This window comes from Nocardia acididurans (assembly GCF_016741815.1).
Classification (GTDB): Bacteria; Actinomycetota; Actinomycetes; order Mycobacteriales; family Mycobacteriaceae; genus Nocardia; species Nocardia acididurans.
Genome location: NZ_JAERRJ010000007.1, coordinates 413,929 through 440,395, shown reverse-complemented (window position 1 = coordinate 440,395; position 26,467 = coordinate 413,929). Strand labels below are relative to the sequence as shown.

Here is a 26,467-nt window from a genome sequence, read left to right as displayed (position 1 = left end):
CAACTCCTCAGCTGTTGTCGGGTCGGTGGAACAGTTCGGCCGCCAGCGCGCACTGCGCTCGCAGCGCATCGGCGAGCGTCCGAGCAGGATGGGTGGCCAGCGACATCGCGGCCCGGGTGGCGAGGGCGGACATGAGTCCCGCGGTGAGCCCGGCGAGTTCGGCCGAGATCGCGCCGCCGGCGCGCGTGGTCATCAGCTCGCTCAGCGCCGCCTCGTGCTGCGCACCGGCCGCCATGAATCCGGCCAGGACCCGCGGCTCGGTCTTGATGATCTCCGCGACGAACGAAATGCTCTCCCGCACTTCATCTTCTGGTTCGTACCCGGAGGCGTAGAGCGTGACCACATCGTCGATGAGCACGCCGCTGGGTCCGCCGCTGATGAATTCCGCACGCGCGGCGGGTGTTCCGATCTCGGTGACCGGCCCGACGACGGCGTCCAGCTTCGTTTCGTAGTAATTGAAGAAGGTGCGCGGCGAGACCCCCACCGCCTTGGCGATGTCATCGGTCGTCGTCGCGTCCAGCCCGCGTTCGACCGTGAGCCGCCGGGCCGCCATGCACAGATCGATCCGCGTCTGCCGCTTCTTGCGTTCCCGCAGCCCGAGTTCCGGCTCGCCGCCCGTCACTTCCGCCATGGTCGAAAATCTAGCAGAAACTGCAAAATTTCAGAAACTGCAAGTTCAATGGTCCGCTGTGCCGCCTGCCGACCGCGCGCGGGGGTGGCTGGTTTCGGGAACCCGGCCACCGCGTGTGATTCCTTGCCGGGTTCGTCGGGGTGGCGTGGATCAGGCGGTCACGCGGTGCCAGTTGGAGCCGTCCGGGCCTTCGATCTTGTAGTCGATGGACTTCTTGGTGCCGTAGAAGTCGCTGCCCGAGGTGACCACGCCCAGTGCCTTCTTCAGCGCCTTGGCGTATTCGAAGGAGTTGCAGGTCGACATGTAGATGTCGCCGGTGTAGCCGCTGGGGATGATCTGTTTGATGATCCCGGCCAGGGTGCCGGCGTCGAGCTCGAGGGTGGGGCCGACGTCACCGATGAGCTTCTTGTTGCCGTGGGCGGTGATGAAGAGGTTCTCCTTCTTCTCCAGCCGGGCGGCCGGCCAGAGTGATTTGACGTAGGCGTACGGGATGCCGAAGACGCTGCTGTCGTGTGCGTCCTTGTAGCCGGAGTCGAGGACATCGATGTCGTTCTTGACGAAGACCACAATCATGGGACTAGCCGTTTCTTTGGGAACGAAAGCATCCCCCCGAACGGAATTCCTTGTGTCCGTTAAGCTTTCAGCCGATTTGGCGGTTCGAGGGTAGCACCGTCGTGCCCGCGCGGGTGTCACCTTCCGGACGTTCGACCAAGAGGTTTCCAAGCTGTTGCACTGGAGTGGCGCAGGTCACAGTTTGATAGCAGAACGCACCAATCGTTCGCAAAGGCTTTCCAGCTTCTTTGCTTGGTCTTTACGATTACCGGCGTTCTTCATAGCGTCGTGCTTTCTCAGCCTCGCCCGCCGCTCGCTCTCGATGCCAGTACATGTTGACCGATGAACCGGAGCGGCACAGCCACTTCGGCGAAGGAGAGATATGTCCACCGACACCGAACAGCTTCCACGGACGTCGCTGCCCGGCCTCGCGGCCCGGGTCCGCCACGATCTGCCTGCCTCGATCGTGGTGTTCCTGGTTTCCTTACCCCTGTCCATCGGTATCGCCGTCGCCGCCGGCGCACCGGTGGCCGCGGGACTGATCGCGGCGGTCGTGGGCGGTGTCGTCGCGGGTGCGCTCGGTGGTTCGACACTGCAGGTGAGCGGGCCCACCGCCAGCCTGACCGTGGTCGTCGCCGAGTGCATCAACCAATTCGGCTGGGCCACCACCTGTTTCATCACCGTACTGGCGGGCGGCGTGCAGATCCTGTTCGGACTCGGTCGCATCGCCCGCGGGGCGCTGGCCATCGCACCCGTCGTCGTGCACGCCATGCTGGCCGGAATCGGCGTGGTGATCGCGCTGCAGCAGGTCCACGTCCTGATGGGCGGCGATTCGCTGAGCTCGTCGTGGGACAGCATTACGGGCCTGCCCCGGCAACTGGCCTCGGTACATGTGGGCGACCTGTTCCTGGGCCTGCTGGTGATCGTCATCCTGGTCGGCTGGCGGTATCTGCCCGCACCCGTGCGCAAGGTGCCCGGACCGCTGGTGGCGGTCGTCGTGGCCACCCTCATGGCGCTGGTGCTGCCCACCCAGGTCGAGCGCATCGTGCTCGACGGCACCCTGCTCGACGAGATCGGGCTGCCCGCGCTCCCGCACGGCGGCTGGGCGACGGTGGCGCTGATGGCCGTCACCATCGCCCTCATCGCGAGCGTGGAGACCCTGCTGTCGGCGGTCGCGGTGGACCGGATGAGCCGGAACGCCTCGCGCCGAACCGATCTCGACCGCGAACTCATCGGACAGGGCACCGCGAACATGGTGTCGGGCGCCATCGGCGGGCTGCCGGTGGCCGCGGTCATCGTCCGCAGCATCACCAATGTCAAAGCGGGAGCGCACAGCCGGGCCTCCACCATGCTGCACGGCGTGTGGATCCTGCTGTTCTCGGTGGCGCTGGTCGGCGTGGTGCGGCAGATTCCCAAGGCCGCGCTGGCCGGACTGCTCATCGTGGTCGGCATCCAGCTCATCAAGCTCGCGCACATCCGCCGCGCGCAGCGCACGGGTGATCTGGTGGTGTACGCGGCCACCGTGATCGTCGTCGTGTTCTGGAATCTGTTGCTGGGCATGCTCGTCGGGCTCGCACTGGCTTTCGCGCTGCTGCTGTGGCGGGTGGTGCGGGTGACGGTGCTGGCGCAGGCCATCGAACTGGGCCGCTGGCGGGTCGCCATCGACGGCACCTGTACTTTCCTCGCGATGCCCAAGCTCGCGGCGGAATTGGCCAAGGTGCCGGCGGGAGCGAAGGTCACCCTCGAGATGACGGTGGACTACCTCGACCACGCCGCGCAGGAAGCCATCCAGGAGTGGGTGCAGCAGTTCCGGACCGGCGGCGGCACAGTCGAATTCGTGGAGATGGGCTCCGCGCGCATGGCCGACACCGCGGACGGCGCGCCCGCGCGGCGGCACTCCCGGCACATGCTCGACGAGGTGCTGGGACCGTGGCGGCGGACCGGGGCCGAGGTCGATCCGATCGTCGCGGGCGTGGCCGCCTACCACCGCGGGCACGCGCATCTGATCCGTCCGCACCTGGGCGTGCTGCGCGACGGTCAGGAACCGGACTCGCTCTTCGTCACCTGCGCGGATTCGCGGGTGGTGCCGAATGTGATCACGAGCAGCGGGCCGGGTGACCTGTTCACGGTCCGCAATGTCGGCAATCTGATCCCCGCTGGATGCCGCGACGCCTCCATGGAGGCCGCGCTCATCTACGCGCTGGAGAAGCTCGACGTGCGGTCGGTGGTGGTGTGCGGGCATTCGGGATGCGGTGCGATGGAAGCGCTTTCGAGTGGCGCGGTGACCGGATCGGGGCTCGACGAGTGGCTCGCCCACGCGCGGCCGAGCCTGGAGCGCTACCGCGACGGGCATCCGGTGGGCGTGGCCGCGCTGGCGGCGGGCTTCGGGCCGGTGGATCAGCTCGGGCTGGTGAATGTGGCGGTGCAGTTGGAGACGTTGTACGCGCACCCCGTGGTGCGGCGGGGTGTGGAGGAACGCGGAGTGGTGCTGTCGGGTTTGTTCTTCGATATCGCGACGGCGCGTGTGGTCGAGGTCACGGTGGACGGCATCGCGGAGATCGACGGCGTAGAACGCCCGGTCGCGGCCCAGATCGCTTGACAAATGCCGAATACACGGATGTATCGGAAAGGGGATCATGCGCGTTTTGCATTGTGGCTCAGGTTTTCTCAGGCTTTGCTAAGTCTTTACTTCTAACCTTGCCACCACTCGTCCGGTGAGTCTGTGGCCAAAGCTGTCCACAGTCGCAAATTCGAATGCCCGCAGACACTTCGAGTTCAGCCCGGGTCTATGGGGGACCCGGTGGAGGAGCGATATGTCCATCGACACCGATTCACCGCCAGGCAGATCCAGTGACCGGTTCAATACCTGGCTACGTCACGACCTGCCCGCATCCATAGTCGTCTTCCTTGTCGCACTACCGCTTTCGATCGGTATCGCGGTGGCCTCCGACGCGCCCGTCGCCGCCGGACTCATCGCGGCCGTCGTCGGCGGTGTGGTCGTCGGCCTGCTCGGAGGATCCCCACTTCAGGTCAGCGGTCCCGCCGCCGGCCTGACCGTGGTGGTGGCCGAGACCATCAATCAATTCGGCTGGAAGACAGCCTGTTTCATCACCGTCGCCGCGGGCGGCCTGCAGATCGTCTTCGGTCTGAGCCGCATCGCCCGCGCCGCGCTCGCCATCGCGCCGGTGGTCGTGCACGCCATGCTGGCGGGCATCGGCATCACCATCGCTCTGCAGCAGTTGCATGTGCTACTCGGAGGGGCCTCGCACAGCACCGCGCTGCAGAATCTCATTCAACTGCCCGGTGAACTCACCAGCCTGCACGGGGATGATTTCTTCCTGGGCGCGGTGGTCATCGCCATCATGCTCGGCTGGAAATACGTGCCCGCCAAGGTGCGCGTCGTTCCGGGACCGCTGGTCGCCATTCTCGTCGCGACCGTGCTTTCGCTGATTCTGCCCGGCAATGTGGAACGCATCGTCCTGAGCGGATCGCTGTTCGACGCCATCGGGCTGCCCGATGTGCCCAGCGGTAACTGGGGCGCGGTCGCACTCGCCGTATTGACCATCGCACTCATCGCGAGTGTGGAGAGCCTGCTGTCCGCGGTCGCCGTGGACAAGATGCACACCGGGCCGCGCACCAATTTCGACAAGGAACTCGTCGCCCAGGGCGCGGCCAATATGACCTCCGGACTGCTGGGCGGTCTGCCCGTCACCGGCGTGATCGTGCGCAGCGCCACCAACGTGCAGGCCGGAGCGCGCACCAAGGCGTCGGCGTTCATGCACGGCATCTGGGTGCTGGTGTTCTCGGTCGCGCTGGCCGGACTCGTGCAGCAGATTCCGAAGTCGGCGCTGGCCGGTCTGCTCATCGTCATCGGCATCCAGCTGGTCAAGCTCGCGCACATCAAGCTCGCGCGTCGCACCGGCGACCTGCTGGTGTACGTGGTGACCGTGCTGGGCGTGGTGTTCCTGAACCTGCTCGAGGGCGTGCTCATCGGCCTGCTGCTGGCGTTCGCGCTGCTGCTGTGGCGGGTCGTGCGGGTGTCCATCACCAGTGGTCCGGTCGAGGGGACCGACCGCTGGATGGTCAGCATCGACGGCACCTGCACCTTCCTGGCGCTGCCCAAACTGTCCGCGCAACTGTCCAAGGTGCCCGCGGGCAGCGACGTGCTGGTGGAGATGAGCGTCGACTTCCTCGACCACGCCGCCTACGAGGCCATTCACGACTGGGCCGGTCAGCACGAGAGCAACGGCGGCACAGTCGAATACGTGGAGCTCGGCACCGCGCGCATGGCCGCGGCGCTGGACGGGCCGCCGGTGCGCGGCCGGGCGCGCGGACTGCTCGACGATGTCCTGCGGCCGTGGCGCAAGGAGGACGACGACAACCCGATCACCGCCGGCGTCGCCGCCTACCACCGCACCCACGCACACGTCGTGCGTCCGCACCTGGACGAGCTACGCAACGGGCAGAACCCGCACTCGCTCTTCCTGACCTGCGCGGACTCCCGGATCGTGCCCAATGTGATCACCAACAGCGGTCCCGGTGACCTGTTCACCGTCCGCAATGTCGGCAATCTCGTGCCCGCCCAGGGCCGCGACAGCTCCATCGAAGCGGCCATCGTCTTCGCGCTCGACGAGCTGCAGGTGGATCACGTTGTGGTGTGCGGACATTCGTCCTGCGGCGCGATGAAGGCCATCCTCGCCGGGCCGCCCTACGGCCCCGGCCTGGGCGACTGGCTCAAGCACGCCCGCCCCAGCGTGGAGCAGTTCGGCCAGGGTCACCCGGTGGCCTGGGCCGCGGGCGAGGCCGGATTCGGCACCGTCGACCAGCTCGGCATGGTGAACGTCGCCATGCAGCTGGAAACCCTGCGCCACCACCCGGCCGTGCGCCGAGCCGTGCTCGAGCGCGGCGTCACGGTGACCGGCCTCTTCTTCGACATCGGCAGCGCCCGAGTCCTGGAGGTCGGCGTGGACGGCATCGCCGAGATCGCAGACGTCGACCTATCGGCCCTGGCCGAGGCAGTCGGAGCCCACTCGCACTGAGCTGTGAGCTGAAGTGACCCGCGAGCGCGGAATCATCCCATCAGGTGGTTCCGCGCTCGTCGCGTATTCGCCCGCGCCGCAGCATGATCCGGCGGCGACGCAGACGGCGGTGGCGATCCGCGCGCGGCGTGGGTGTCCAGGCCCCGCCGAAGTCGGTGCTCGCCCGCCTGTGGCGGTGCTGTGATGTGGGGGTGCGCGGCGGCTTCGGTCGCGTTCGGTTGTGTCAGTTCGCCTTCGCGCCGTGGCGGTCCGGTGCCGCGGGCCGCAGTGACGCCGTAGGTGCGAGAGACCGCCCGGGATGCGGGGCCGAGCCACCCGCCGCGATTCGCATTTATGCTGGCGAATGTGTCGAGCCCTACCGTTCACTGGCGCGCCTTGCGCCGCTTCGTCTCCGATCGACCTACCCTGAACCTCGCCTATCGCATCGCGGTGGGCGTGCTGGGGGCCGTGGTGCTGGTGATCGGCATTCTCGCGATCCCGTACCCCGGACCGGGCTGGCTGATCGTCTTCGCGGGGCTGGGCATCCTGGCCACCGAATTCGCTTGGGCGCATCGCACACTGCACTGGACACGTGAGCGCTATCGGCGTGTCATGGACTGGTTCGGCGCGCAGGGAATCCTGCTGCGCGGACTCGCCGCGGTCGCGACCGCCGCGCTGGTGGTCGTCACACTGTGGTTGCTCGGAACGTTCGGAGTCGTCGGGAATCTGATCGGAGTCGAATGGGAATGGTTGCGCAGCCCGCTGTTCGGATGAACGTGGTGCCAGGCACCGAACTGCTGCGGCCGGACTGGCTGCGCGAGCGGATCGCCGAAATGGGCATCTCGTGGGGGACGGGGGACACCCGCGTCTCCGGCACCCTGTGGTGGTGCATGGCTGCCTCCTCCCTGGTGGACCCGGTCATCGAAGCCTGGGTCGCGGGCGAGGACGATATCGACCCGACCCTGGAACGCCTCGCGCTCGAAGTGCGGCCCGACGGCGGCATCGAGCGGGTACACCAGGCGGACGCACATCCCGCGACGGTCACCGAACCCGATGCCGAGACGCAGACCCCGCCCACGGAACCCCGCGCGGCCGTGCGGCTCGCGCCCGGTGTTCAGCTCGCACCCGGTGTGCGTCTCGAACCGGGTACGGATCCGGAACCGTGCTCGGATCCGGAGCACTGCACCGGAAATTCCGGCGCGCACGAATCGTTCTCGACGATCGGCACCGGTCCGGTCCTGCGGCACACGCTGTCCCGGGTGATACCGGTGGTGGCGGAGGTCTCCGGGGCGAGCGTCGCCTCGCTGTGGGCGATCGTGGCCGACGCCATCGGCAACCGCGCCCTGGACGCGGGCGATCAGGAGGCCGGTGCCGCGCTGGCCCGCGATATCGCCGGACGCCTGCCCGTCCCGCGGTTCACCGATATCGGTGGCCGCACCTTCGTACGCCGTATCTCCTGCTGCGTGGTGTTCGAGGTCCCCGGCTGCGAAATGTGCACAAGTTGCCCGAAACGTCCTGCGGCCCAGCGGGAAACACTGCTCGCCGAGCTGGCGTCGCAGGGCTGAGCAGGTCGCCGCACCGGCGACGACGCGGCGGGGGCCGGTCCATTGGCACGGCTGACGGGGCGTGCCGATAGAGTTGTGCCCGCCGGAGCTCTCCGTTTCACGCATGTGCGCGGGGTGTGACCGGCCGTGATCGTGGGGAACCGTCCCCGCATGCGATGCCAGCGGGCCCAGCCCGTACCGACCGAGCCAAGGAGTGCGCAGCCGTGACCACCACAGCCCCGAAGACCCCAGCCGCCCGCGTCCGGGTCCCGGCTGGGACTACCGCGGGCGCGGCGCTGCGCGAGGCGGACCTGCCCAACAAGGGTCCGGGCGCGGTGATCGTCGTCCGCGACGACGAGGGCAACCTGAAGGATCTGTCCTGGGCACCCGAGGCCGACACCGAGGTCGAGGCCGTCACCGCCGATTCCGCGGACGGCCGCAATGTGATCCGGCATTCGGCCGCGCATGTGCTGGCCCAGGCCGTGCAGCAGGAGTTCCCGGAAGCCAAGCTGGGTATCGGCCCCTACATCAAGGACGGCTTCTACTACGACTTCCAGGTGGACAAGCCGTTCACCCCGGAGGATCTCACCAAGCTGGAATCCCGGATGAAGAAGATCATCAAAGGCGCGCAGCGGTTTTCGCGCCGGGTGGTCGACATCGAGGAGGCTCGCGTCGAACTGGCCAAGGAGCCGTTCAAGCTCGAGCTCATCTCCGACAAGTCCGGTATCGACGATCCGGAGGTCATGGAGGTCGGCGGCGCGGAGCTGACCATCTACGACAACCTCGATCCGCGCTCGGGCGACAAGATCTGGGGCGATCTGTGCCGCGGCCCGCACTGCCCGACCACCAAGTACATTCCGGCCTTCAAGCTGACCCGCTCCTCGGCCGCCTACTGGCGCGGTGACCAGTCCCGCGAGGATCTGCAGCGCATCTACGGCACCGCCTGGGAATCCCAGGAGGCCCAGGACGAGTACCTGCACCTGCTGGCCGAGGCCGAGAAGCGCGACCATCGCAAGCTGGGCCTGGAACTGGACCTGTTCTCCTTCCCCGACGAGCTGGGCTCGGGTCTGCCGGTGTTCCACCCCAAGGGCGGCATCATCCGCAAGGAACTCGAGGACTACTCGCGCCGCCGCCACATCGCCGCGGGCTACGAGTTCGTCAACACCCCGCACATCACCAAGGGCCACCTGTTCGAGGTCTCCGGCCACCTGGACTGGTACCGCGACGGCATGTTCCCGGCCATGCACCTCGACGCCGAACTCAACGAGGACGGCACCGTCCGCAAGCCCGGCCAGGACTACTACGTCAAGCCGATGAACTGCCCGATGCACAACCTGATCTTCCGGTCGCGCGGGCGCTCCTACCGCGAACTGCCGCTGCGCATGTTCGAATTCGGCTCGGTGTACCGCTACGAGAAGTCCGGCGTGGTGCACGGCCTCACCCGCGTGCGGGGCATGACGCAGGACGACGCGCACATCTACTGCACCAAGGAGCAGATGCACGCGGAGCTCACCACCACGCTCCAGTTCGTGCTGTCGCTGCTGCGCGACTACGGCCTCGACGACTTCTACCTCGAGCTGTCCACCAAGGACCCGAAGAAGTTCGTCGGCTCGGACGAGCTGTGGGAGGAGGCCACCGAAACCCTGCGCAAGGTGGCCACCGACTCCGGTCTGGACCTGGTGCCGGATCCGGGCGGCGCGGCCTTCTACGGCCCGAAGATCTCCGTGCAGGCCAAGGACGCGCTGGGCCGCACCTGGCAGATGTCGACCATTCAGCTCGACTTCAACCTGCCCGAGCGTTTCGAACTCGAGTACACCGGCGCGGACGGCGCCAAGCACCGCCCGGTCATGATCCACCGCGCGCTGTTCGGTTCCATCGAGCGCTTCTTCGGCGTGCTCACCGAGCATTACGCGGGCGCGTTCCCGGCCTGGCTGTCGCCGGTGCAGGTGGTCGGCATCCCGGTCGCCGAAACCTTCGCCGAGCACCTGGACGCCGTCATCGAAGAGCTCGCGGCCCAGGGCATTCGCGCCGAGGTCGACCGCTCCGACGACCGCATGCAGAAGAAGATCTTCAACCAGACCGCGCAGAAGGTGCCGTTCATGCTGCTCGCCGGTGCGCGCGACGTGGAGGCCGGCGCGGTCAGCTTCCGGTTCCGCGACGGCACGCAGGTCAACGGCGTACCGGTCAAGGACGCTGTCGCCACCGTCGTCGACTGGATTCAGCGCCGCGAGAACGCTTCTCCCACCGCGGAGGGGTTCGAGATCCGCAAGGGTGATGCATGAGTGAACGTACGGCTGCTGGTGGCCTGAACGAGGCTGCCGGGCAACAGGATTCGGCGATCATCGATCGCGGTGCCGGGGAACCCGATCGCCTGCAGCGGTTGTGGACGCCGTACCGCATGTCGTACATCACCGGTGAGGCCGCCGAGCAGGAGGCGCGAAACGCCGACGCGCCCAAGAAGTCCGGACACCCCTTCACCGACATCCCGGAGATGGCGGACGAGGACGGCCTGATCATCGCGCGCGGCCAGTGGGTGTACGCGGTGCTCAACCTGTACCCGTACAACCCCGGCCACATGATGGTCGTGCCCTACCGCCGGGTGGCCAACCTCGAGGACCTGACCCTCGAGGAGAGCAGCGAGCTCATGGCCTTCACCCAGCAGGCCATTCGCGTCATGAAGAAGGTGTCGCGCCCGGCCGGTTTCAATGTCGGCTTGAATCTCGGCGGTGTTGCCGGGGGTTCACTTGCCGATCACCTGCATCAACACATCGTGCCGCGCTGGAGCGGCGACGCGAACTTCATTACCGTCGTCGGCGGAGTGAAGGTCATGCCGCAGCTGCTGCGCGAGACGCGCGGGCTGTTGGCGCAGGCATGGAAGGAATCCGAGTAGCGTGCTGAGCTTCTTCGGTCGCGAAACGTTCGCCAAAGCGACTGCCCCCCTGGGGAAGGCACTGGTGAGCACGGGGCTGACCCCCGACGCGATGACGCTCATCGGCACCACCGCCTCGATCGCCGCCGCGGTCACCCTGTTTCCGACCGATCACCTGTTCTGGGGAACCATGGTGATCTGGCTGTTCGTCATGTTCGACATGCTGGACGGCGCGATGGCGCGGGCGCGCGGCGGTGGCACGAAATACGGTGCGGTGCTGGACGCCACGTGTGACCGCGTGGCCGACGGCGCCATCTTCGGCGCGCTCGCCTGGTGGGCCGTGTACACCGAGAACAGCAAGCATCTGTTCCTGGCGACCCTGGTGGTCCTGGTGACCTCACAGGTCATCTCCTACGCCAAGGCGCGCGCGGAGGCCAGCGGACTCTCGGCCGACGGCGGGCTCATCGAGCGCCCGGACCGCCTGGTCATCGTGCTCGTCGGCGCCGGATTCACCGGCATCGGAGGGCATTTCGGCATCGAATGGCTGTCGTATGCCGTGTACGCCGCCATGTACGCCCTGGCGGTGCTGAGCATCATCACCGTGTTCCAGCGGGTCCTGGCGGTGCGCAATTCGCCCGGGGCACGCGACGTTCTCGCCCCCGTGGCGAAGGCCCCGGAGGCACCGCAGCAGTGAGCAGCGATTTCACGTCCGCGTTGACCGACAAGGGGTACGCGGCCGGGTGGCGGCTGGTGCGCGGACTCCCGGAGGGGCTGGCGCGCAAGGGTTTCGACGCCGGAGCCGATTTCGCGTCGCGCAAGGCCAACCGGGCCGCGCACGCGGGGCACCCGAATCAGCTGCGCCGCAATCTGGCCCGCGTCCTGGACACGACCCCGGACCGGGTGCCGGACACGCTGATTCGCGACAGCATGCGGTCCTATGCCCGCTACTGGCGGGAGGCGTTCCGGCTGCCGTCCATGGATCACGCGGAGATGGTGCGCACCGGACGGCTGTTCGTGAACGAGGTCGAGAACCTCGATGCCTCGATCGCCGCGGGCCGCGGCACCGTGCTGGTCCTGCCGCATTCCGGCAACTGGGATATGGCCGGTGTATGGCTGGTGCAGAAGCACGGTGGGCTCGCGACCGTCGCCGAACGACTGAAGCCCGAATCGCTGTTCGAGCGGTTCGTCGAATACCGGGAAAGCCTCGGCTTCGAGGTGTTCCCGCTCAGCGGCGGCGAGCAGCCGCCGTTCCCGCAGCTGGCGAACCGTCTGCGCGACAACCGCGTGGTCTGCCTGATGGGGGAGCGCGACCTCACCGGCAAGGGCGTGCCGGTCGAGTTCTTCGGCGAACGCACCTGGATGCCCGCGGGCGCGGCCAAACTGGCCGTCGAAACCGGTGCGGCGCTGATCCCCGTGCACTGCTGGTTCACCACCGGCCCCGACGGCCGCGAGGGCTGGGGTTTCAAAACCGAAGCCCCGATCGACGTTTCGGGCGGTGTCGCGGCGGCGACCCAGGCGCTGGCCGACCGGTTCGCCGCCAATATCGCCGCCCACCCCGCCGACTGGCACATGCTGCAGCCGCTGTGGGAAAGTGACTTGTCCCAGGAGCGACTGGCTCGCATCGAGGCGGCGCAGCAGGCGCTGGGATACAGGGAGCCGGAAGCCGATACCGGCACCGCGGGGTTCAGGGGAGACGGCGCACTATGAGAATCGGCATGGTCTGCCCGTATTCGTTCGACGTTCCGGGCGGGGTTCAGGCGCATGTCGTGGAATTGGCGCAGGTGCTCATCGAGCGCGGCCACAAGGTGAGCGTGCTCGCACCCGCCGCCGACGACACGCCGCTGCCCGACTATGTGGTGTCGGCCGGGCGCGCGGTCGCGATTCCCTACAACGGGTCGGTGGCGCGACTGTCGTTCGGGCCCACCGCGTATTCGCGGATCCGCCGCTGGATCGCCGAGAACGATTTCGACGTGCTGCACATCCACGAGCCCAACGCGCCCAGCCTGTCCATGCTGGCGTTGAAGATCGCGGAGGGGCCGATCGTGGCCACCTTCCACACCTCGACCACGAAGTCGCTGGTGCTCAGCACTTTTCAGGGTGTGCTGCGGCCGTACCACGAGAAGATCAGCGGCCGGATCGCGGTGTCGGAGCTGGCGCGGCGCTGGCAGGTGGAGGCGCTCGGCGGTGACGCCGTGGAGATCCCCAATGGGGTCGACGTGCCCGCCTTCGCGCACGCGCCGCTGCTCGACGGTTACCCGCGCACGGGCGGAACCGTACTGTTCCTGGGGCGTTTCGACGAACCTCGCAAGGGCATGGACATTCTGCTGGGCGCACTGCCCGAGCTGGTGCGCCGCCACCCCGGTATCGAGATCCTGATCGTCGGCCGCGGCGACGAGGACCGGCTGCGCCGCGAAGCCGGGGAGCACGCCGGGCATCTGCGTTTCCTGGGCCAGGTCTCCGACGCGGAGAAGGCGTCGGCCATGCGCAGCGCCGACGTGTACTGCGCCCCGAACATCGGCGGCGAGAGCTTCGGCATCGTGCTGGTCGAGGCCATGGCCGCCGGAACCGCCGTGGTGGCAAGCGATCTCGACGCCTTCCGCCGCGTACTGCGCGACGGCACCGCCGGAATGCTGGTGCCGGTGGGTGATTCGGCTCGCCTGGCCACCGCGCTGGACAGCATGCTCACCGACACCGCATTGCGCGAGGAGTTCATCCGCACCGCCAATCAGGTTGTCGGCGAATATGATTGGCCGGTGGTGGCCGAGCAGATCCTGCGCGTCTACGAAACCGTCACGGTCGGCGATGTCCGTGTCAGGACCGCCGGATGATCACATTCTCCGCGACCGGGATTCTGGTCCTCTCCCTCATCGCCGCGGTCGTCATCACCATCGGCGTGTGGGCCTACACCACCGCCAATCGCCTGGACCGCCTGCACGTGCGCACCGACCAGGCCCGCCACGCGCTCGACGCGGCACTGGCGCGGCGGGCCGTGGTGGCCCGCTCGGTGGCCACCACCCTCGCGGGTCGCGCCGCCGACCGCTCGGTCAACCCCTCCCGCCGCACCGGCGCACCGGCCTCCGACAACGAACTCGCCGAACAGGCCCGCCGCCTGACCGCACTGGCCGACCGCGCCGAACGCACCAACTGGCGCGACCGCGAAACCGTCGAGAACCAGCTCGCCGCAGCCCTGTCCGCCGTGGACGTCGCCCTGCTGCCGCCGCAACTGGTGGCCGAACTCGCCGACGCCGAGGCCCGCGTCCTCATCGCCCGCCGTTTCCACAACGACGCCGTCCGCGACACCCTCGCCCTGCGCACGCGCCGTCTGGTCCGCTGGCTGCATCTCGGCGGCACCGCCCCGCTGCCCACCTACTTCGAGATCGCCGAACGCGTCACCCCCGCCGCCTCCACCGGCCTCGACGTCGACACCGTCCGCACCTCCGCCCGCGTGGTCCTGCTCGACGAACAGGACCGGGTACTGCTGCTGCGCGGCCGGGATCCCAAGGTCCCCGACGTGCAGTTCTGGTTCACCATCGGCGGCGGCATCGACCCCGGAGAAACCCTGCGCGAGGCCGCGATTCGCGAACTCCACGAGGAAACCGGCTACCCCGCCGACTCCTCCATGCTGCGCGGCCCGCTGTGGCGGCGCGTGGCCGTCTTCCCCTTCAACGGCGAACTGATCCGCTCCGAGGAACTCTTCTTCGTCCTGCGCGTCAAGACCTTCGACCCGAAGCCCGCCAAACTCGACTTCATCGAACGCCGCTCCATCACCGGCAACAAATGGTGCACCCCCGGCGACATCATCGACCTCGACGGCTCCGGCGAAACCGTCTACCCCTACCACCTGGATCAGCTGCTCCCCGAAGCGATCAAGGCCCTCGAGACCGATACCGAGCCCGAGGTCCGCTCCATCCGCTGAGCGTTCGGGTTCAGGCGGGTGGGGCGGCGGTATCGCCGTAGGACACCAGCAGCGTGCTCAACGCGGCGGCCACCTGATCCCGTTCGCCGGGGGCGAGACCTTTCAGCAGCCGTTCCTCATTGGCGATGTGCAGCGGCAGCACGCGGTCGATGACCTCGAGGCCGTGGTCGGTGAGCCGGATCCGGACCGAGCGCCGGTCCTTCTCGTCGCGGATGCGCGTGACCAGGCCCTTGTCGTGCATCCGATCCACGCGCAGGGTGATCGCGCCGGTGGTGACCAGCGAGGTCTTGAGGAAGGTGCCCGCGCTCAGCTCATAGGGCGCGCCGGAGCGGCGCAGTGTGGACAGCACATCGAATTCGCCTGGCTCCAGGCCGTGTTCGGCCAGGAAGTCCTTGATCTCCCTGTCCCACATGCGCGAAATCCGCATGAGCCGCCCGACGACGCCGAGTGGCGCGAAGTCGATATCGGGTCGTTCTCGCCGCCATTGCTCGACCACCGCGGCCACGCTGTCGGTCATGGGCCCTCCGGGAATTTCCGTGCGACGAGCGGGTTGACAGTATCCGCAAGCGCTAATTATCTTAGCGCTCACTTTATCAGAGCTGGCTCAACAAGGAGGGTCCGTCATGCCTCACACCTCGACCCGCGGCACCCGGGTGCACTACGAAGCGGATGGTCAGGGCCCGGGCCTGGTGCTCGTCCACGGCACCGGCGGTGACGCCGAGAAGGTCTTCGGCAATGTGTTCGGCCATTTCACCGACAGCCGAACCGTGGTGCGGCCCAACGTCAGTGGCAGCGGTGCGACCACCGACGACGGTTCGGACCTGACCGTCGACCTGATCGCCGACCAGGTCGTCGCGGCGACCGAGGCCGCGGTGGACGGTCCGGTGGACCTGCTCGGGTTCTCCCTCGGCGCGGTCGCCGCGGCAGCGGTCGCGGCGACCCGCCCCGACCTGGTGCGCAGCCTGATCCTGGTCGGTGGCTGGGCGCACTCCACCGGCCCGCGCGACCAGTACTACTTCCGGACCTGGGCCACCCTGCTCGACACCGATCGTGAACTGTTCAAACGCTTTTCGGCGCTGACCGGATTCAGCGCCGCCGCACTGGACCGCTTCGGCCACGAGGGCCTGGCCTACTCCCTGGCCGACGAATGGCCGCCGGCGGGCATCGGACGGCAGATCGACCTCGGACGGCGGGTGGACCTGCGTCCCCTGCTGCCGAAGATCACCGCGCCCACCCTGGTGATCGGCTTCGCCGACGATGCCATGATCCCGATCGAGGGTTCCCGGGATCTGCACGCCGCCATCGCGGGCAGCCGCCTGGTCGAGGTGCCCGGTGAGGGCCATATGGACTGGTTCGCCGACCCCAGCGGCCTCATCGAGCTGACCCGCGACTTCATCGCCACGCCCGCGTCGGTCGGGTAGCGCTCGAAAAGCAGGCGAAATCGGCGGCGCGTGGCCGCTAGTCTCGCGACATGAGCATGCAGACGGCGGGGAGTGCCGTACGCCCCGGGGACGACGGGTACGACCGGTTTCTGGCGGGCGTCGGGCGGGCGTTCGAGGAGACCGTCGCCGAGGGCGCGGAGCTGTTCACCGTCGATACCGAGGGGTTGTTCGACGTCTTTCTGGCCGGGCTCGGTCCGGAGCTCGCCGCCGAGAACGCCTGCGGCACCTGCCGGAGCTTCATGCGCCGATACGGCGGACTGGTGGTGGTGGACGCGGACGGGACGACCCGCTCCGCGGTGTGGCGTGGTGCCCGGGTGCCCGCGGAGTACGCCGCGGCGGTGGGCGCGCTGGCGGAACATGTTGAGCGCGGTCCCATTACGTCGGTGTTCCGGTCGAAGGAGACCGCGTGGGGTCGGGCCGAGGGCGGATCGTGGACGCATCTGGCGCTCGTCCCGCCCGCCGGGCTCGTGCACCAGCCGTCGGCGCTGGTGACCACCTATCAGTATGTCGCGGGGAAGAACGCCGACCGGGGCACGCTGGCGCGCGGGCTGGCCGAGTATTCGCACGACATCGTGAAAAAGGCTGTGGCCCTGCTGCGTACCGAGCAGCTGTATCGCTCCGACGCCATCTTGGGCGCGGGCACCTGGCTGCTCGACGTGCACGAGCGGCTCGACAAGGTTCGCGGTCGTGGCGAGGCTGCCCAGCGGCGGCGGGACGCTATCGTCTGGCAGGCCGCCGCCACGGCGCCGGCGGGGTTCGCGCACGTCAAGAGCGGCATGATCGGCACCCTGCTCGCCGATCTCGCCGACGGTCTGCCGTATCCCGTTGTGAAGCAGCGCTTCTCGGAGAAGATGCACCCGCTGCAGTACCGTCGCCCCACCGCCGCACCGACGGCGGCGATGATCGCCCGCGCCGAGAAGGTCATCGCCGAATTGCGGGCCGCCGGTGCGCTCGAGCGGCGATTCGCCACGCTCGCCGATGTCGTCCCGCTGTGGCGGCCCCGGCCGCAACCGGATCGCCCGCGCGGCGACGGTGTGTTCGGCCATCTCCGCCCGGCCGAAAAGCGCGCGACCGCCACCGATCTCGATGCCGAGCCGGTGGTGATGACCTGGGAGAAGTTCGAGCGCACCGTGCTGCCGGACGCGGAGCGCATCGAATTCGAAGTACCTTCGGGCACAACCAGTTTCGGCGCGATGGTGACGGCCGTCCACCCGGGCGCACCGCCGATCATCCAGTGGGACAGCCGAGATCAGCGCAACCCGGTGACCTGGTACCTCTACGTCAACGGTTCCCCCGCCGAGCGCTGGGGACTGAAGCCGGGGGAGTACCGCGAGGTGACGGCCGTCGTCGGCCACCCGGCCACCTGGCGCGCCGGAGCCGACCGCACAGGTCGAGCGCGCGGCGCGATGCTCGCCCTCGCCGGCGCGACCGACACCCAGTACACCCGCAGCGCCGGTTTCTTCCCCGAGGACCTGAAAAGCGAACTCCACGAGATCCGCAAGACCCTCGAGGCATACACCCGGGACGCGGTGGTCGCGGGCAAGGACGACGCCGAGGTCTGCGGCCTGCTCCTGTTCCCCGGCGGCACACTCGGCCATACGGTGCGCGTCAGCTCGGATGGTGTTCGCGTGCGCTACGTCCTGGATCGCTGGGACTGACCTGTGCGGGGACAACCGCCCCCCGGAGTGGTCGGAGGTGACGCGCCGACAGCCGCACGGTGTCGAGGATCCGCAGCAGCATCAGGACGGCTGCGAGCACCAGAACGAGGTAGGTCAGCACGGCGATATCCGGTGCCCACAGCAGCAATTGGGGCAGTTCGACGCCGTAGGACGCCGGAAGTGTCACGCCCAGCAGGTAGAGCAGCGCCGCCAGGAGCAGCAGGGGTACTCCGGCCCGCGCGACGAGCCGGTACCACGCCGAATCCTCCGGGCTGGGCCGCCGCAGCACAACGATGGTCCGGACGCTGAAGGCGATCAGGAGAACGGCACCCGCGCCGAGCGCGCCCAGGATCGCCGCGTAGGTGTGATCCGCCGGGTCGGACGGCGGGTCCAGGCCGAGTGTGGCGGCGGCCAGTCCGAAGCCGATGTCGAGCAGCCGTGGTTCCTGGAAGGTGCCGTACGCGTTCAGCATCAGCACCACGGCCCGGTCCGGGAGCAGGATGACCTGTGCCATATAGCCGGGAGCCGCACCGCCGTGCCAGATCATCGGCGTATCGCTTCCGGGGACGGTCCACCGTCGCCAGCCGAGGCCGTAGCTCTTCCCCGGACTGGTGTCGATATCGCCCCGGAACATGCTGTCCCGCTCGGCATCTCCGAGGATCTGCGGTACGCCGCCCAGCCCGGCTCGGGCGAAGGCGGCGAGATCGGTGACGGTTCCGCCGAGGTAGCCGTAGCCGACGCCCGCGGGATCGAACGGGGCGGCGAAGGCGGCCGGGCGGCCGAACAGATAGCGATGCCCCCGGGGGACTTCCGTGCGCGCCTGTTCCGCACTCGTGACAGCGGTGGCCATGCCGAGCGGATCGAGTACCCGTGCGCGCAGTACGTCGGCGAACGGTGCGTTGGTGACAGCCTCCACGACGGCGGCCAGCAGCAGGTAGTTGGTGCTCGAATAGTGGTGCGCGGCACCGGGTTCGCCGGTGAGGGAGGTGCCGGTCAGGTCCGGCAGCACGTCCGCGGGCCGCCGCCCGGCATCGTCACAATCGGTGTGGCGGGTGGACGTCGGCAGGCCGCTGGTCTGATTCAGCAGCTGGCGCACGGTGATTCGGGCGGATCGCGCGGCATCGCGGGTGTGGAAGCCGGGCAGGTACGCGACAACCGGTGCGTCCAGTCGCAATTCACCGGCGGCGGCCATCCGCATCACGAGGGTCGCGGTGACCGGTTTGGCGACCGAGCCCCACAGGAATCGCGTGTCCTGCCCCACCGCGGCGCCGTCGCCGTCGGTGCCGAACAGGCCGGTGTGCCGTACACCGCCGGTATCGACGATCGCGTACGCGGCTCCCGGAATGCGCAGGGCGCGCAGGCGTTCGCGCAGGAAGTCGTCGGTCCGCTGGAACTCGGATCCGGCGTCCGGGCTCGATCCATGGTGTGCTGCTTCGCCTTTCGGTGCGCATCCGCTCAGAAGCAGGAGGGCCAGCGCCGCCAGGCACCGTAGCAATATGACCATATTGGAACGATAACCATACGGGTATATTGTTGTCACGTGCCCCGAGTCGCCGACCATGACCAACGCCGAGAGTTGATGACGCGCGCCTTCCAGCGCCTGCTGGCCGCCGAGGGGATCGGCCGGGTCTCCTTCACCCGGGTCGCCGCCGAGGCCGGTATCTCGGTCGGGCTGATCCAGCACTATTTCGCCAACAAGGATGAGCTGCTGCGGTTTTCCTACCGGGACTGTCTGCGCCGCAGTGCCGAGCGCGTGGCCGCCCGTATCCGTGCGGGGGAGGCCGCCGCCGAGCCCATCTCGGCCATGCTGCTCGCGAGTCTCACCGAGCTGCTACCCCTCGACGCCGAGCGAACCGTGGAATTCCGCGTCGAGCGCAACCTGTGGCTGCTGTCGCTGCACGATGCCGAGTTGGCCGAGCTCGCCCACCGGGCCACCGCCGACCTGCACGGGCGGATCGTCACGGCGATCGAGAACGGCAAGGAGTGCGGCGAAGTCCGGCTCGAGGTGGACGGTTCCACGGCGGCGACCATGATCCTGTCCGCGACCCGCGGGCTCGCCGACGCGCTGTCGATGCGGCCCGGCCCGGCGCTGGACGCGGCGGCGGTCGACGCGGTGCTGAAACCGGTCGTGTCCGTTGTCTTCACGGGCCGCTGCCGCCATTACGACCCCGGAACCGGCGGGCGGGTTCCCGATTCTGAGACGGATGTCCAGTAGTCGGGACTGTTCGGTCATAGCGGACTTCCGTGGGGCTCGGCACGGTTACCGTGAGGCCGACCAATGGTGCTCGGTGGCAAGGACTTCGGGAATGAAGCTGATGTACGCCCTCTGGGGTGAGGGACTCGACGAGTGGCTGCACGGGGCCGAGCTGCGCAAGCGGCTGGCCGATATCGGCGGCTACGAGTTGCAGGTGAACGTGCGCGACGCGGAGGTGGCGGGAGCGCAGCTGCGGCACAGCACCTATGCCGAGCCGATCTCCGCCATCGTCGGGGTGCGGACGCTGGGCGGGCACGAAACCGTCACCGCGGCACTGGGTTCGGTCGCCGATGAGCTCAACGGGTGGATCGTGGACGAGCGGCGGCCACTGGTGCCGCCCCAGGTCGAGGACGGGGTGCGCACCGACGCCCTCGCCAATGTGGCGCTGCTGCGGATCCCGGCCGAGCTGACCCGGGAGGAGTGGCTGCACCGGTGGCACGATCTGCACACGCCCATCGCCATCGAGACGCAGGCGACGTTCGGGTACGTGCAGAACACGGTGGCCGAGTCGATCACCCCGGGCAAACGGGTCGACGCGCTGGTCGAGGAATTGTTCCCGATGGAGGCATTGGAAAGCCCGCACGCCTTCTACGGCAGCGGCGGCGACGACGCCGAATTGCAGCGGCGGATCACCCGGCTGATGGAGAGCGTCGTGAATTTCGGCGCGCACGTGGACCTGGACGTGGTTCCGACGAGCAGATACGTCTACAAGCTCACCTGAGAAGCCGACGAACCCACTACCGTGGCTGCAGGAGACGGTTTGCCGCGTGCCGAATGCGGTAAAGCCCTGTGTGGAGGTGATTGGTTCTCGTGTCCTATCTGCTGTACGACTTCTTGATGCCGTACCTGGGTCCATCCGCCGCGGAATATTGGGCGACATTGCTGGTGATTGCGCCACTGTAGGAACAGTGGCCCCCGACACGCCGAATGGAATACGGTTCATCCGAATTCGCTGATGATTTGCTCATTCTGAATTGACCGGCCTCGCGCGCTGAGGCGAGTCGACGCGAAAGGAATGTGCCAATCATGCCGCACTCGATTGTGCGGGGGATTCGGTGTGTCGGGAAATTCGCCGTCGTCGTGACGGTGGCCACCGCGCTGGCGGTCGCCGCCGCGGCCACGGCTCAGGCGCAGGAGGCGGACTGCGGACCGGGGTGCCCGGATGGGACCCAGCCCGCCGCCCTGTCCCTGTCGGGCCTGGTCGGCCTCGGCTGGGGTGCGATGCTGGGCGTCTACACCCTGACGCCGCGGGCCATCGCCCTGGCCATGGTCCCGCCGGATCAATTCCTGGCCTTCGACGCCATCATCGACCGCGAGAGCAGCTGGAACACCTTCGCGGTCAACCCGGTCAGCGGCGCCTACGGTCTGCCGCAGGCGCTACCCGGACACAAGATGGCCTCGCACGGCCTGGACTGGCCGTTCAATCCCGTCACCCAGATCCGCTGGGCCTACGACTACATGTGCCAGCGCTACGGCAGCCCCAATGCCGCCTGGGTGTTCTGGCAGGCCAACGGCTGGTACTGAGCGGTCGGCCGCCTCGGTGCGGCTCAGCCCAGGGGAGTGCGGCCCAGCAGCACATGCCCGGTGAATCGGAGCTGCTTGGCGCGCGGCAGCGGATGGAACAGACAGCCGTGGATGTCGCGGTACCACATCTCCACCGGGTAATCGCGTGAGAAGCCCAGTCCGCCAACGATTTCGATGGCCAGCCGCACGGTCTGGATCAGCGCGTCCGCGGCCACGGTCTTCCGGCTGAGAATGCGCGCGGCGTGCGCGTCGGTCGCCGCGAACCGCAGATTGTCCGAGTCGATGAACATGGCGTTGATCAGATCGGCGGCCGTGGTGTGCGCATTCGCCAGCTCGCCCACCAGGCTCGCCAGATGCGCGTCGCTGCGCTGGGCGGCCAGGGTCGTCGCCAATTCCAGTGCGTTGTCGGCGATTCCGAGATAGGCGGACATGACCAGCGGCATGGCCGCGCCGATCACGATGTTCAGGATCGGCGGCCACACCCCGGCGGGCCGGATCAGCGATACCGCCGCATCGGGCACGAACACATCCTCGAACACCACCGTATGCGAGCCGCTGGCGCGCAAACCCAGTGTGTCCCAGGTCTTGTCGATGCTGACGCCCTCGGCCGAGAGCGGGATCGCGCAGTGCAGCACCTGCGGCCCGTCGGGCGCGTCGTCCCAGCGGATACTGGTCACCACGATCGTGCCCGCCTCGCAGCCGCTGGCCGGGGTCTTGCGGGCGCTCACCCGGTAGCCGCCGTCCACCCGGACGGCCCGGCCGTTGGAATCCACCCAGTCCGACGCGCCCGTGCTCACCAGAATCGCGCCGGCGGACACCTTCCCGAAGATCGCGGAGGCGTCCATGCCGTGCTTGTGCCGCCACAGCTGGGTGGCCACCAGATGCGTGTGCATGGCGAAGGCCACCGCCGTGGAGGCGTCGTGGCGGCCGAGTTCGCGCAGGATCTCACCCATCTCGGCGTGCGTGACCGCGCCGCCGCCGTATTCGGCGGGCACCAGGGCGCGGGCGAGTCCGGCCGAGCGGAGCAGGTCGAAGGCGACGGTGGAGATCTCCCCGGAGCGGTCGCGGTCGGCGACCCCTTCGGCGAGTTCCGCGCCGATGGCGGCGGCCGCCGCGATCGGGTCCGGGGCGGTGTCGGCGGGGCGGGTTTCAGGAGCGGAAGTCGTCATGTTTCGAAAGGTAGGGACGGGCGCGATAACCGGATAGTCCAGAAATTGAACTCTTCCGGTCCGCATAATGGACCTGTTCTGCGAGGTGATGCATGGAAGACCCGGCCATCGGTTACGGGCAGTACTGTCCGATTTCACGAGCGCTCGATCTGCTCGGCGAGCGGTGGTCGCTGCTCATCCTGCGTGATCTGTGCACCGGCACAACACGATTCAACGATCTGGCGCGCGGCCTGCCGGGGCTCTCGCGCAGCCTGCTCACCAAGCGGCTGCGGCGGTTCGAGAAGGCCGGGCTGGTGGAAAAGATGGGCAGTCGCTACCTGCTGACGGAAGCCGGGCGCGAGCTGGAACCCATCCTGTTCGGCCTCGGCGCGTGGGGTGCGCGCTGGACCTTCGGCGATCCGATGCCCGAGGAACTGGATCCGGATCTGCTGGTGTGGTGGATGCACACCCGCCTGGACACCTCCGCCTTCCCCGGCAAGCGGCAGGTCTTCGGCGTGCGGTTCACCGACGACCCGAAGCGGTACTGGATCGTGGTGGAATCCGGCGACGCCTCGGTCTGCGATACCGACCCCGGCTTCCCGGTGGATGTCACCATCACCTCGGATGTGGGCACGCTCTACCAGGTGTGGCTGGGCCGCATCCCGCTGCATCACGCGCTGCGCACCGGCCGGGTGGAGTTCTTCGGCCCGACCGCGCTGACCCGGCACATGGGGACGGTGCTGAAACTGTCGCCGGTGGCCTGAGTCACCAGACTCCGCCGGTGTTGCAGTGAAATAGCCGCTGGTGCAAGAGCTTTGCGCGCCCGACTGTGACCCGCGCTACTGGGCTGCTGGTGACCAGTCCAGTGGTGTCGGACTGGCTATCAAGTGGCCTGGTGTGGACGCCTAGAATCGGGGTGTTCGATTCCGAGCGATCCGATTGGCCCAGATGACACAGGAGTTTGCCGTGACCACGCCCGACACCACATCCACCATCGGCACCGCCCGCGTGAAGCGCGGCATGGCCGAGATGCTGAAGGGCGGTGTGATCATGGATGTCGTCAATGTGGAGCAGGCCAAGATCGCCGAAGATGCCGGCGCCGTCGCCGTCATGGCCCTCGAGCGGGTTCCCGCCGACATCCGCGCCCAGGGCGGCGTCTCCCGCATGAGCGATCCGGACATGATCGACAGCATCATCAACGCCGTCTCCATCCCGGTCATGGCCAAGGCCCGCATCGGCCACTTCGTCGAGGCGCAGATCCTGCAGTCGCTCGGTGTCGACTACATCGACGAGTCCGAGGTGCTGACCCCGGCCGACTACTCGAACCACATCGACAAGTTCGCCTTCACCGTGCCGTTCGTGTGTGGCGCCACCAACCTGGGCGAGGCGCTGCGCCGCATCACCGAGGGCGCGGCCATGATCCGCTCCAAGGGTGAGGCCGGCACCGGCGACGTCTCCAACGCCACCACCCACATGCGCAAGATCCGCGACGAGATCCGCCGCCTGGTCTCGCTGCCCGAGGACGAGCTGTACGTGGCCGCCAAGGAACTGCAGGCCCCCTACGAGCTGGTGCGCGAGGTCGCCTCCACCGGCAAGCTGCCGGTCGTGCTGTTCACCGCGGGCGGCATCGCCACCCCTGCCGACGCCGCCATGATGATGCAGCTCGGCGCCGAGGGCGTCTTCGTGGGCTCGGGCATCTTCAAGTCCGGCAACCCGGCCCAGCGCGCCGCCGCCGTCGTCAAGGCCACCACCTTCTTCGACGACCCGGACGTGCTGGCCAAGGTGTCGCGCGGCCTGGGTGAGGCCATGGTCGGCATCAATGTCGAGGAGATCCCGCAGCCGCACCGCCTCGCCGAGCGCGGCTGGTAAGCGCCGGTAAGCAACGAACTGCGAACCGCCGGACGGTCTTTCGGGACTGTCCGGCGGTTTTCTTGTGCCATAAGTCCCTAGCGCGAGCCGGGCGGGTTGCGGGCCGGGTGCTGAGCGTCAAGGGACGCTGACACGAACCGTTCGTTCCGGGCGTGTCCGGCTACGGCTGCGCTACCTGCGTGGATAGCTTCCGGCAAACCCAGCTATTTTTCCCGGATTGTACTGCGGCAAATTTACTACCTGGCGATTCCTGGCTATGTTCGGCTCAACCACCGGTGGCACAGTCGACGCGAAGCATTCTGGCAAGGAGTCCGCATGCTGGAGATTGACCAGTTCACCTATGGCTGGCTGACCCCCACACTCGCCTACGTCATGTCCGTCACCGGTTCGTTGCTGGCGCTGCGCTGTATGGTGCGGGCGCGCAATGGAAACGGGCACGGCGGGTGGATCGCCACGGGGGCGATAGCACTCGGCGGCACCGGTATCTGGGTCATGCATTTCATCGCGATGCTGGGATTCTCGGTGCAGGAGACCACCATTCGCTACAACATCCCCATCACGCTGCTGAGCGCGGCCATCGCCATGCTGGTGGTGTGGATGGGACTGTCCATCGTGGTGCATCAGCACGGGGATGTATTCGCCCTGCTGGTGGGCGGTTCGATCACCGGGCTCGGGGTCGGGGCCATGCACTACTCCGGCATGTACGCCATGAAAACCGATGCGGTCGTGCGCTACGACCCGTGGATCGTCTTCCTCTCGCTGGTGATCGCGGTGGTCGCGGCCACCGCCGCGCTCTGGTTCGCCCTGCATGTGCGCGGGGTGCTCGCCACCATCGTGGCGGCGCTCATCATGGGAATCGCGGTGTGCGGCATGCACTACACGGGCATGTTCTCCATGCGCGCGCATCTGGCCGAACATATCGCCGCGCCCGCGGGAGCCCAGGCCAGTCAGCTGCTGACGCCGTTGATCATCGCGGTCAGCATGGTCACCATGCTCATGCTGCTGCAGGTCGGCATCACCGATGTGGACGAACCGGATCTGAGCCGCATCCGCGGGCAGTACGCCAGCCGCTACTGGCCCGCCAAGGACGACGACGAGGAGCAGGAGCGTCCCCGCCGCATCGCGCCCGACGATTTTCCCACCGAGACCTTCAAACCGAGTTCGCGCGAGTGGTGAGCTCGAACATCGCGCGCAGGGATTCGTCCGTGAAATCGTCCAGGGGATAGAACAATTCGATCGCCAGCTCCGACAGTGTGACATCCGACGGCGCGCCGAAGGTGACCATGGTGCTGAACACCCGCAGCTCCCCGCGCGGGGTGGAGATCCGCAGCGGGACCGAGAACGGGGTGGACGGCATTGCGGGGGAGGAGGTTTCGGGCTCCGGCGGCATCGGATACGCCGACACCTCCTCGTACAGATCCCGCAGCACCGGGTCACCGGTGGCCTGGACCTGGCGAAGCAGGCGCTCCAGCAAGAACTCTCGCACGTCGTGATAGTTCGCCAGCTGGACCGGCGCGGCCGGATCCTCCGGATACAGGGCGTAGCGGTACATGTTGGGCGGCAGGCCCCGCAGCGCCTCGGGCACCGCGCTGTCGAACAAGCCCATGGCGCGATTGGTGGTGACCACATTCCAGTACCGGTCCACCACCACCGCCGGATACGGTTCGTGGTTTTCCAGGATGGTGTCCAATGCCGCTCGCGCCGAACGCATCTCGGCGTCGTCGAGGCCGCGCTCCCGATATTCCGGCGCGAAACCGCCCGCCAGCAGCACGGTATTGCGTTCCCGCAGCGGCACATCGAGGGTCTCGCAGAGTTTCAGCACCATGGCCCGGCTCGGCTGCGCCTTCCCGGTCTCCACGCAGGACAGGTGCCGCGCGGAGGTGCCGGCCGCCAGCGCCAGATCGAGCTGACTCAACCGCCGCCGCTGCCGCCACTCGCGCAGCAGCGCGCCCACCGGGGACTCCGGTACCGAACCCGTCACCGGGCCAGGGTATCCGGCGCGGGTGCAGCCCTCCATGACCTCCGAGGTCATTGAGAGCATG

At 68.0% G+C, this 26,467-nt stretch carries 24 protein-coding genes; 18 read left to right on the top strand and 6 right to left on the bottom strand.

From position 1 onward, the window contains the following. Positions 1-7 precede the first annotated feature (7 nt). Entirely contained in the window at positions 8-631 is a 624-nt protein-coding gene (locus tag JK358_RS20485) for a TetR/AcrR family transcriptional regulator (RefSeq protein ID WP_201949314.1), read from the bottom strand. Positions 632-781: 150 nt separating this feature from the next. Beyond that, positions 782-1,204 (bottom strand): hypothetical protein, encoded by a 423-nt coding sequence (locus JK358_RS20480; RefSeq protein ID WP_201949313.1) that lies wholly within the window; start codon positions 1,202-1,204, stop codon positions 782-784. 361 nt (positions 1,205-1,565) lie between these two features. Here JK358_RS20480 and JK358_RS20475 point away from each other — a divergent pair, with 361 nt between their 5' ends. The 10 genes from JK358_RS20475 (at position 1,566) to JK358_RS20430 (ending at position 14,530) form a co-directional block, all read left to right on the top strand. Then, the gene (locus JK358_RS20475) at positions 1,566-3,782 is read left to right on the top strand and encodes a SulP family inorganic anion transporter (protein WP_201949312.1); all 2,217 of its coding nucleotides are present in this window, start codon (positions 1,566-1,568) and stop codon (positions 3,780-3,782) included. Between the two features lie 214 nt (positions 3,783-3,996). Further along, the gene (locus JK358_RS20470; RefSeq protein ID WP_201949311.1) at positions 3,997-6,222 is read left to right on the top strand and encodes a SulP family inorganic anion transporter; all 2,226 of its coding nucleotides are present in this window, start codon (positions 3,997-3,999) and stop codon (positions 6,220-6,222) included. Positions 6,223-6,555: 333 nt separating this feature from the next. Further along, on the top strand, positions 6,556-6,975 hold the full coding sequence (locus JK358_RS20465) for a TIGR02611 family protein (protein ID WP_201949310.1): 420 nt from the start codon (positions 6,556-6,558) through the stop codon (positions 6,973-6,975). Continuing rightward, positions 6,972-7,766, top strand: coding sequence for a (2Fe-2S)-binding protein (locus tag JK358_RS20460; RefSeq protein WP_201949309.1), 795 nt, complete (start codon positions 6,972-6,974; stop codon positions 7,764-7,766). The genes JK358_RS20465 and JK358_RS20460 overlap by 4 nt, the downstream gene beginning before the upstream one ends. Positions 7,767-7,921: 155 nt before the next feature. Then, positions 7,922-10,027, top strand: coding sequence for a threonine--tRNA ligase (thrS, locus tag JK358_RS20455; RefSeq protein ID WP_232851566.1), 2,106 nt, complete (start codon positions 7,922-7,924; stop codon positions 10,025-10,027). Beyond that, the gene (locus tag JK358_RS20450; RefSeq protein WP_201949307.1) at positions 10,024-10,635 is read left to right on the top strand and encodes an ATP adenylyltransferase; all 612 of its coding nucleotides are present in this window, start codon (positions 10,024-10,026) and stop codon (positions 10,633-10,635) included. Before thrS ends, JK358_RS20450 begins: the two co-directional genes overlap by 4 nt. 1 nt (position 10,636) lies before the next feature. After that, entirely contained in the window at positions 10,637-11,308 is a 672-nt protein-coding gene (pgsA, locus tag JK358_RS20445; protein ID WP_307817639.1) for a phosphatidylinositol phosphate synthase, read from the top strand. Then, the gene (locus JK358_RS20440; protein ID WP_307817638.1) at positions 11,305-12,321 is read left to right on the top strand and encodes a phosphatidylinositol mannoside acyltransferase; all 1,017 of its coding nucleotides are present in this window, start codon (positions 11,305-11,307) and stop codon (positions 12,319-12,321) included. The genes pgsA and JK358_RS20440 overlap by 4 nt, the downstream gene beginning before the upstream one ends. Next, complete coding sequence (locus JK358_RS20435; protein ID WP_201949305.1) at positions 12,318-13,442, top strand: glycosyltransferase family 4 protein; 1,125 nt, start codon at positions 12,318-12,320, stop codon at positions 13,440-13,442. The genes JK358_RS20440 and JK358_RS20435 overlap by 4 nt, the downstream gene beginning before the upstream one ends. Next, entirely contained in the window at positions 13,442-14,530 is a 1,089-nt protein-coding gene (locus JK358_RS20430; RefSeq protein WP_201949436.1) for an NUDIX hydrolase, read from the top strand. Before JK358_RS20435 ends, JK358_RS20430 begins: the two co-directional genes overlap by 1 nt. A 10-nt stretch (positions 14,531-14,540) precedes the next feature. Here the strand turns inward: JK358_RS20430 and JK358_RS20425 are convergent, their stop codons facing one another. Next, entirely contained in the window at positions 14,541-15,047 is a 507-nt protein-coding gene (locus JK358_RS20425; RefSeq protein ID WP_201949304.1) for a MarR family winged helix-turn-helix transcriptional regulator, read from the bottom strand. A gap of 106 nt (positions 15,048-15,153) precedes the next feature. Here JK358_RS20425 and JK358_RS20420 point away from each other — a divergent pair, with 106 nt between their 5' ends. Continuing rightward, positions 15,154-15,951, top strand: a complete 798-nt coding sequence (locus JK358_RS20420) for an alpha/beta fold hydrolase (protein ID WP_201949303.1) — start codon at positions 15,154-15,156, stop codon at positions 15,949-15,951. A gap of 50 nt (positions 15,952-16,001) precedes the next feature. Then, entirely contained in the window at positions 16,002-17,630 is a 1,629-nt protein-coding gene (locus JK358_RS20415; RefSeq protein WP_201949302.1) for a DUF8224 domain-containing phage-derived protein, read from the top strand. On the opposite strand, the gene JK358_RS20410 is transcribed toward JK358_RS20415, so the two are convergent. Beyond that, positions 17,581-19,134 (bottom strand): serine hydrolase domain-containing protein, encoded by a 1,554-nt coding sequence (locus tag JK358_RS20410; protein WP_201949301.1) that lies wholly within the window; start codon positions 19,132-19,134, stop codon positions 17,581-17,583. The genes JK358_RS20415 and JK358_RS20410 overlap by 50 nt on opposite strands. A 36-nt stretch (positions 19,135-19,170) precedes the next feature. On the opposite strand from JK358_RS20410, the gene JK358_RS20405 reads away from it, so the two are divergent. From JK358_RS20405 to JK358_RS20395, 3 genes are all read left to right on the top strand, one after another. Next, a complete protein-coding gene (locus JK358_RS20405; protein ID WP_201949300.1) occupies positions 19,171-19,845 on the top strand; it encodes a TetR/AcrR family transcriptional regulator in 675 nt (224 codons plus the stop codon). 91 nt (positions 19,846-19,936) lie between these two features. Further along, entirely contained in the window at positions 19,937-20,605 is a 669-nt protein-coding gene (locus JK358_RS20400) for an EthD domain-containing protein (protein WP_201949299.1), read from the top strand. A 305-nt stretch (positions 20,606-20,910) separates the two neighbouring features. Beyond that, positions 20,911-21,408 carry an aggregation-promoting factor C-terminal-like domain-containing protein gene (locus JK358_RS20395; RefSeq protein WP_201949298.1) on the top strand — a complete coding sequence of 166 codons (498 nt, stop codon included), beginning with the start codon at positions 20,911-20,913 and terminating at the stop codon, positions 21,406-21,408. A gap of 23 nt (positions 21,409-21,431) precedes the next feature. Here the strand turns inward: JK358_RS20395 and JK358_RS20390 are convergent, their stop codons facing one another. Further along, positions 21,432-22,577 (bottom strand): acyl-CoA dehydrogenase family protein, encoded by a 1,146-nt coding sequence (locus JK358_RS20390; protein ID WP_201949297.1) that lies wholly within the window; start codon positions 22,575-22,577, stop codon positions 21,432-21,434. 92 nt (positions 22,578-22,669) lie between these two features. Here JK358_RS20390 and JK358_RS20385 point away from each other — a divergent pair, with 92 nt between their 5' ends. From JK358_RS20385 to JK358_RS20375, 3 genes are all read left to right on the top strand, one after another. Next, entirely contained in the window at positions 22,670-23,320 is a 651-nt protein-coding gene (locus JK358_RS20385; RefSeq protein WP_201949296.1) for a winged helix-turn-helix transcriptional regulator, read from the top strand. A gap of 184 nt (positions 23,321-23,504) precedes the next feature. Further along, complete coding sequence (pdxS, locus tag JK358_RS20380; protein WP_201949295.1) at positions 23,505-24,425, top strand: pyridoxal 5'-phosphate synthase lyase subunit PdxS; 921 nt, start codon at positions 23,505-23,507, stop codon at positions 24,423-24,425. A 315-nt stretch (positions 24,426-24,740) separates the two neighbouring features. Next, positions 24,741-25,601, top strand: coding sequence for an MHYT domain-containing protein (locus tag JK358_RS20375; RefSeq protein WP_201949294.1), 861 nt, complete (start codon positions 24,741-24,743; stop codon positions 25,599-25,601). Here the strand turns inward: JK358_RS20375 and JK358_RS20370 are convergent. After that, positions 25,576-26,466 (bottom strand): helix-turn-helix domain-containing protein, encoded by an 891-nt coding sequence (locus JK358_RS20370; RefSeq protein ID WP_232851564.1) that lies wholly within the window; start codon positions 26,464-26,466, stop codon positions 25,576-25,578. The two genes, JK358_RS20375 and JK358_RS20370, sit on opposite strands and share 26 nt — an antisense overlap. Between the last annotated feature and the right edge of the window lies 1 nt (position 26,467).

What these genes read in the sequence shown, in the direction of transcription:
- JK358_RS20485 (WP_201949314.1), bottom strand. Translation starts at nt 631, where the DNA reads ATGGCGGAAGTGACGGGCGGCGAGCCGGAACTCGGGCTGCGGGAACGC.
- JK358_RS20480 (WP_201949313.1), bottom strand. Translation starts at nt 1,204, where the DNA reads ATGATTGTGGTCTTCGTCAAGAACGACATCGATGTCCTCGACTCCGGC.
- JK358_RS20475 (WP_201949312.1), top strand. Translation starts at nt 1,566, where the DNA reads ATGTCCACCGACACCGAACAGCTTCCACGGACGTCGCTGCCCGGCCTC.
- JK358_RS20470 (WP_201949311.1), top strand. Translation starts at nt 3,997, where the DNA reads ATGTCCATCGACACCGATTCACCGCCAGGCAGATCCAGTGACCGGTTC.
- JK358_RS20465 (WP_201949310.1), top strand. Translation starts at nt 6,556, where the DNA reads ATGCTGGCGAATGTGTCGAGCCCTACCGTTCACTGGCGCGCCTTGCGC.
- JK358_RS20460 (WP_201949309.1), top strand. Translation starts at nt 6,972, where the DNA reads ATGAACGTGGTGCCAGGCACCGAACTGCTGCGGCCGGACTGGCTGCGC.
- thrS (WP_232851566.1), top strand. Translation starts at nt 7,922, where the DNA reads ATGCCAGCGGGCCCAGCCCGTACCGACCGAGCCAAGGAGTGCGCAGCC.
- JK358_RS20450 (WP_201949307.1), top strand. Translation starts at nt 10,024, where the DNA reads ATGAGTGAACGTACGGCTGCTGGTGGCCTGAACGAGGCTGCCGGGCAA.
- JK358_RS20435 (WP_201949305.1), top strand. Translation starts at nt 12,318, where the DNA reads ATGAGAATCGGCATGGTCTGCCCGTATTCGTTCGACGTTCCGGGCGGG.
- JK358_RS20425 (WP_201949304.1), bottom strand. Translation starts at nt 15,047, where the DNA reads ATGACCGACAGCGTGGCCGCGGTGGTCGAGCAATGGCGGCGAGAACGA.
- JK358_RS20420 (WP_201949303.1), top strand. Translation starts at nt 15,154, where the DNA reads ATGCCTCACACCTCGACCCGCGGCACCCGGGTGCACTACGAAGCGGAT.
- JK358_RS20415 (WP_201949302.1), top strand. Translation starts at nt 16,002, where the DNA reads ATGAGCATGCAGACGGCGGGGAGTGCCGTACGCCCCGGGGACGACGGG.
- JK358_RS20410 (WP_201949301.1), bottom strand. Translation starts at nt 19,134, where the DNA reads ATGGTCATATTGCTACGGTGCCTGGCGGCGCTGGCCCTCCTGCTTCTG.
- JK358_RS20400 (WP_201949299.1), top strand. Translation starts at nt 19,937, where the DNA reads ATGAAGCTGATGTACGCCCTCTGGGGTGAGGGACTCGACGAGTGGCTG.
- JK358_RS20395 (WP_201949298.1), top strand. Translation starts at nt 20,911, where the DNA reads ATGCCGCACTCGATTGTGCGGGGGATTCGGTGTGTCGGGAAATTCGCC.
- JK358_RS20390 (WP_201949297.1), bottom strand. Translation starts at nt 22,577, where the DNA reads ATGACGACTTCCGCTCCTGAAACCCGCCCCGCCGACACCGCCCCGGAC.
- JK358_RS20385 (WP_201949296.1), top strand. Translation starts at nt 22,670, where the DNA reads ATGGAAGACCCGGCCATCGGTTACGGGCAGTACTGTCCGATTTCACGA.
- pdxS (WP_201949295.1), top strand. Translation starts at nt 23,505, where the DNA reads ATGACACAGGAGTTTGCCGTGACCACGCCCGACACCACATCCACCATC.
- JK358_RS20375 (WP_201949294.1), top strand. Translation starts at nt 24,741, where the DNA reads ATGCTGGAGATTGACCAGTTCACCTATGGCTGGCTGACCCCCACACTC.
- JK358_RS20370 (WP_232851564.1), bottom strand. Translation starts at nt 26,466, where the DNA reads ATGCTCTCAATGACCTCGGAGGTCATGGAGGGCTGCACCCGCGCCGGA.